Source organism: Pseudomonas sp. HMWF006, assembly GCF_003061205.1.
Lineage (GTDB): Bacteria > Pseudomonadota > Gammaproteobacteria > Pseudomonadales > Pseudomonadaceae > Aquipseudomonas > Aquipseudomonas monsensis.
Map to the genome: position 1 here is coordinate 1 of NZ_QAIU01000220.1, position 5,960 is coordinate 5,960.

Below are 5,960 nucleotides of genomic sequence, written 5' to 3' on the forward strand. Positions count from 1 at the left end.
CTCAAGAGCCGGGCAATCGCCTTCTGGCGGATCGGCGACAGGCGGAACGCACGCAACAGGAAATGGCGCTGTAGCTCGCTACGCCAGTGTCGTGACAGGACAAACCCGTATGGCGCCTCCGCGCCGATGAACTTCTCGAACGAGGAAAACACCAGCAGGCGATCGGGATCCAGATAATCACGCAAGCGAGGGGTGTCGCCGCTGTCATCGAGTTCGCTATAGCAGTCGTTTTCCAGAACCCAGCTGCCGTGTTCGCCCAGCAAGCGGGCAATGGCCCGCCGATGAACGTCCGGCATCAGGCTGCCCCGGGGCATGCTCAACACCGACGACAAAATCACCAGGCGCACCGGTTCGCTGTTGAGCAACGACTCCAGTTGTTGCAGGTCAATCACGCCTTCGGCCAGCATCGGCAGCTCGATAACGTGAACTTCAGCAGCTTCCAGCAGGCGCAGGATCACCCAGTCGCACGGCGACTCAATCACCACGGTGGTTCGTCGCAACCCGAGCACCGCGATCAGAATTTCCAGTACGCCGCGCAAATCAGCGCCGATATAGACGTCATCCGCCTGCCAGCAATGCACCGTTGATGAGGTGTAGCGCGCAGCCAGGACGGTACGCAGCTCCAGTTCGCCACAGGGTTGAACCTGCCATTGCGGCTGGCGCGGATACTGTCGCAACAGCTCCCGCTCCAGCATCAGCAATGGGCTGTCCAGTGGCTGCAACGATGCCGGATCGTCGGCACTCAACACGCACATCCCCGGACGCCGGGCGTTGACGTAGACGGTCTCGAGCAAATCGCTGCCGCTGCCCGGTGACTCAGGTGTGATCGACGCTTGTGCGTAATACCCGGACTTGGCGATCGAATAGACTCGACCTTCCTTCTCCAGCAGCGAATAGGCGTACTGAACGGTGGAGATCGAAACATTCAGGCGGTCCGCCAGTTGCCGCAAGGAAGGCAAGCGCAACGTCGCACTCCTGCCCGCTTCGCTGATCAGCAATGTCAGGTAGCGATACACCGCCTGATAAACGAAGTGATCTTTTCCCGTCGTTTTCACGACCCCGTATCCGAGGGCAACGATTGATAACCTGACAAATGGCTCACGTTCAGCCTTCCGCTTTCCGATCGACAATTGTCACAGCGTCGTTCACGCCCGCACCCTCTTCGCGGCTTGCCGCCTCACTGGGCGCTGGCAGACTGATCGCCCCCATGGCGTAGAGCCGGATGATCAGCCTGACCGGCAATCCGCTGACATCGGTCATCCACTTCAGCACCTGCTCCGGCGCATGCAGGCCCTGCATGGCCCGATGCAAATCCGGCAACGCCACCAGCATGCCGGGATGGCAATGGCGCAAGAACCGCTCGAGTCCGGCCCCGCTATCAATGAAAGGCGCAAACATCAGGCACGTCAGCTGGATCTGATTCAGATCGAAATTCGTCGACAGCCACGCTTGCGCCTGCATGCGCAGATGTTCGGACTCCTGCAAACTGTCGAACATCGAGAGCCATTGCTCGCAGACCGGTTCGGGGACCTGCTTGCGACGCATCTCCATCAGCCTGTTCTGCAGGTGCTCGCTGATTCCGGCTTCATAGGTTCGCGCCTCAATGAATTGCGCCTGCAGACCGCGCAAATGAGCCGCCACCACTGGCTCGGCGTATTCGTCGTCCCCGTGATACAGCGCCAGGTCATCAGCCTGGTAGCCCAGAAACTCACTGAGCAACGGCCAACGCTCTTCGAGCTTGCTGACGAACATGTCGTTGATATTGACGAAACTGGTACGTCGACAGGCTTCGAACTGACCTTCAGGACGCCAGGCCGTTCGCTCCTCTTCGGTGTAGAACTCCCGGTAATAATCGCCGCCCAACCCGTCGAGCAACGGAAACAGCGTCTCGAATCCGGCGGTATTCACCAAAGGCCCGGCGATCGCGGCCTTTTGCACCGCACGACTCAATCCATCGAGGAAGTATTGCTGTCGGCGTGGCGATTCCCCACCGATCATCGCGTCGACGCCGTTGTTCCAGCGGGCGATCTGACCGTAGTACTCGGCAGTGGCCAGGTAGGCGTCATCCCACATTTCGAGTTCTTCACTGAAACTTCGACGATGGCCGATCAGCAGCAGGTTGAGACGGTGGGCTTCACGTCCACCGTCGCTGACCGATGCCTGATGATCGAACGGCAGGACCTCGCGGTGATCCACCATCAACAGTTCAACCCTGGGATCGTCGTAGAGGAACAGCGCGCCGTAGCTGCGGTGCATGTTTTGCAAGGCCGTGGGGCCGAAGCCATTCCAGCGCAAAGTCGCGACCCGCAACTGGAAGGTCGCGGGCGCTCGGCCGGCGATACTCAACTGCGCCGCCCGCAGAAGCGCCAGTGTGTAGCAGCAATCACGTGAACCGGACTGGTTCACCAGCACCTTGAAATGACCGATGTTAACCATGCCGCCGGCGGCCACCACCAGGCGCTGAATCAGCAGTTGCAATGCCGTGCGCTCTGCGCGGGAGAAAAAGCTCAGCAAACGTTGCAATACTTGCTGGTAGACATAATTCATTGCCTGATCATGGATCGTGCTCATCGGTATTTACCCGGTATCAAAAAGATTCCTGTCGCAACGACTGAAACATCAGTCTCGCGACAATTCATCAATAAGTAATAGACGTTCAGATGCTAACACTTACAAATTCGTAGTTATTTGAAACACTTGAACAGCGAAATGCCCAAGCCAAACTTTTGACATTCTTTAACTATCTGTATTTAAAGGGTTTTTATCAGAACAAAACATTCCTAGGAAACTTCCCACAAGGTCCCACGGAAAATGAGTACAAGAAAATACGAAGCAGTTTCCGAATAGGCCTACAGCGCTTAAACAGAAATCGGCGCAAGCACAATCACTTGCTGATTGATGTTGCACAGGACAAATTGAATGCACAGACATGACTCATTCCTTGAGATGAAAGTAATCATTCAATTATCAGGGCTTATATCGGGATTAGAAGATACAGATGGCGGACAAAAACCGGTTCAGATGCCGATCCGTCCCCGATACGCTACCGGGGATATCTGTTCTTTTCAGGGAGAAGTACACGCAGAAGAGTCCGTGGGGCCACGGACTCTGAGGGTTGGCTTTAAGCCGGTTCGACTTGCAGTGCGACGCGCTCGCGGCATGGGCATTCGTCCATGTAGCGGTGTGCTTCTACGAACTCATTGAACGGGAATACACGGGTCTTGAGCGGCAACAACACGCGATCAGCGGTCAATTGGTTGATGTCACGCAAGGCACGCTGCAAGGCGACGTGATCCTGGGTGATACCCAATTCCGGCTTGCCGGTGAAATTGCCGATGCAGTGCACGAAGAACTGGATGTTCTTCTGGAACGCCGCACACGCCGGAAACGGTGTCTGGTTACCGCCCTGCAGGCCGTACAACACCAGGCTGCCACGCGGTGCCAGCACATCGCCAAGCAGCGACATCTGTGGCCCGCCCAGGCCATCGAAAACCACATCGACGCCACGGTTGTCAGTGATCTTGTTGATGCGCATCAACAGATCTTCTTCCTCGGTCACGATCACCTTCTCCGCACCAAGGGACAGCAGATACTCGCGCTCTTCCGCCTCTTTGGTGGCGGCAATGACCCGCACCCCCATCGCCTTGCCCAACTGGACAAAGGACGGTCCCGCACAATGGCTGGCGTCAGTCACCAAGGCAAACTGCCCGGGTTTGACCCGTGCCAGATCGGCGTAGGCAAAATAAGCGATCAACAGCGGCGTGTAATGCACACTGGCTTCGATCGGGCTGAGCACATCGGGATAACGGGTCAGCGCGGTGCGCGGCAGCACGATCGACTCGCCGTAGACCGGATAATCGTTCGGGCTTTCGGCCGGGAAGCTGGCCACCTTGTCGCCGACGGACAGGTCTTCGACATCGGCGCCGACGGCCGTCACCACGCCGGCCATTTCATGGCCAAGGCCTGAGGGCAGGCGTGCCTGGGACGAGGCCAGATTCTGACGCCAGAGTGTGTCGTACCAGCTGATGCCGATCGCCTCGACACGCACCTGCACTTCGCCAGGACCTGGCTGAGCGGCCGCATGCTCTTCGCATTTGAGCACCTCGGCCGGACCAAACTTGTGAAAACGGATCGTGCGGGACATCGCAAACCTCGTCAAATTAACCTCTAATGCCACGAACTCTATCTGGGCTTTCGACCCAAGACTATCAGTGGCTATTAATAGTCGACATGCCTGTCATTGATTCCGCAGTATGGACGGCATCGGCGAAATCCATGAAAAAACTGCTGCCATCGCCTGAGTAAAGCTGAATTTTCCGGTGCAGAGTACCAGCCTTTCCCCGTAAGATTCATGCCGGCCATTGTTCTCATATGGCTGCCCTCGTCAAGCTTGATGACTCTGCCAGGACTCCAGATGAATCGTAATGACCTGCGTCGTGTCGACCTGAACCTGTTGATCGTATTCGAAACATTGATGCACGAACGCAGTGTGACCCGTGCTGCCGAGAAATTGTTCCTCGGCCAGCCGGCGATCAGTGCGGCGCTTTCGCGCCTGCGCAGCCTGTTCGATGATCCATTGTTCGTGCGCACCGGCCGAAGCATGGAGCCGTCCGCCCGTGCGGTGGAAATCTTCGCCCTGCTCTCGCCCGCCCTCGACTCGATTTCCACTGCCGTCAGCCGCGCGGCGGAATTCGACCCGGCCACCAGTACCTCGGTGTTTCGCATCGGTTTGTCCGACGATGTCGAGTTCGCCCTGCTGCCGATGCTGCTCAAGCGCCTGCGCGCCGAAGCACCCGGCATCGTGCTGGTGGTGCGTCGGGTCAACTACATCCTGATGCCCGGCCTGCTGGCCTCCGGCGAAATCTCCATCGGCGTCAGCTACACCACCGACCTGCCGGCCAACGCCAAGCGCAAGGTCCTGCGTCGCAGCCAGCCGAAGCTGTTGCGTGCCGACACCGTGCCGGGCCCGCTAAGCCTCGACGACTACTGCGCGCGGCCCCATGCGCTGGTGTCGTTCGCCGGTGACCTCAGTGGCTTTATTGATGAAGAACTGGAGAAGCTCGGCCGCAAACGCCATGTGGTACTGGCTGTGCCGCAGTTCAACGGGCTAAGTACGTTGCTGGCGGGAACCGACATCGTCGCCACCGTGCCGGACTACACCGCTGAAGCGCTGACGGCGGCGGGTGGCGTGCGAGCGGAAGATCCGCCGTTGCCGACGCGCACGTTCGAGCTGCACATGGCGTGGCGCGGGTCGCAGGATAATGATCCGGGTGAGCGTTGGCTGCGGTCGCGGATTCAGATGTTCTTTGGCGATCCGGATAGTCTTTGATGCAAGGCCCTGTACCTCGGAAACGCTTCCAGCGGGCCACTGAGTTATCCATGAGTCTTACACCCGCTCCCTCGAAGTGAGCGGGACGCGGTGAACCGTCGACCAACCGGAAGACGGCCGTTAATTTCTGCAACTGTTGTTCTCCTCTGAACTGGCATACATCAAACACATTCGTCTGAACGGTCACGGATTGCTACGCCGAATTGATCTGGGTCAATCCGCAGAGCCGCAAATCAGATCGAAATAGCCCTGTGCATTGCACGCTGTGTCGAGCCTTTTTTATCTCATGTGAGGAGCATCCCGACATGCCCGACTCATCGGTAAATCAGTGAGACGCATGCAGACCGGCGACGCGATCCATCCGCCGACCATCATTCGTGTTTTTTGCTTTGTGAAGGCTAACGACCATGGTCACCAATGACTCAATCAAATCGAGTGTCACTGGCACGAACGCAATCAGCCACAGTTGCGCACTGTTTGAAGAAGCCGATCGACTCAACGATCAGGCCTATGCCGTACTTGAGGAACCGTTTTCCACGCAGACCATGCACAAGTTCTCAGAAGCCAGAAAACGTGCCGACGAGCTGTACCGTCAGGCCTGGCAGGAATGGCAGTACTCCCACGGCGGGAC

At 57.9% G+C, this 5,960-nt stretch carries 5 protein-coding genes; 2 read left to right on the forward strand and 3 right to left on the reverse strand.

The window, feature by feature from the left end:
- The 3 genes from DBR24_RS08735 to DBR24_RS08745 form a co-directional block, all read right to left on the reverse strand.
- Positions 1–1,055 (reverse strand): aminotransferase class I/II-fold pyridoxal phosphate-dependent enzyme (locus DBR24_RS08735; protein ID WP_128614513.1); only part of this gene is annotated, 1,055 nt, incomplete at its 3' end.
- Positions 1,056–1,104: 49 nt separating this feature from the next.
- Positions 1,105–2,571 carry a hypothetical protein gene (locus DBR24_RS08740; protein WP_128614514.1) on the reverse strand — a complete coding sequence of 489 codons (1,467 nt, stop codon included), beginning with the start codon at positions 2,569–2,571 and terminating at the stop codon, positions 1,105–1,107.
- Positions 2,572–3,121: 550 nt separating this feature from the next.
- Positions 3,122–4,144 carry a zinc-dependent alcohol dehydrogenase family protein gene (locus tag DBR24_RS08745; RefSeq protein ID WP_007914918.1) on the reverse strand — a complete coding sequence of 341 codons (1,023 nt, stop codon included), beginning with the start codon at positions 4,142–4,144 and terminating at the stop codon, positions 3,122–3,124.
- A gap of 270 nt (positions 4,145–4,414) precedes the next feature.
- Between DBR24_RS08745 and DBR24_RS08750 the strand changes: the two genes are divergently transcribed.
- Positions 4,415–5,329: a LysR family transcriptional regulator gene (locus DBR24_RS08750; protein WP_123468563.1), complete on the forward strand. Its 915-nt coding sequence runs from the start codon at positions 4,415–4,417 to the stop codon at positions 5,327–5,329.
- 407 nt (positions 5,330–5,736) lie between these two features.
- On the forward strand, positions 5,737–5,960 hold a 224-nt coding region (locus DBR24_RS31265; RefSeq protein WP_128614523.1), incomplete at its 3' end, for a hypothetical protein.

Bases quoted from the DNA above. Each gene is read 5' to 3' on its own strand.
- DBR24_RS08745 (WP_007914918.1), bottom strand. From the start codon at position 4,144: ATGTCCCGCACGATCCGTTTTCACAAGTTTGGTCCGGCCGAGGTGCTC.
- DBR24_RS08740 (WP_128614514.1), bottom strand. From the start codon at position 2,571: ATGAGCACGATCCATGATCAGGCAATGAATTATGTCTACCAGCAAGTA.
- DBR24_RS08750 (WP_123468563.1), top strand. From the start codon at position 4,415: ATGAATCGTAATGACCTGCGTCGTGTCGACCTGAACCTGTTGATCGTA.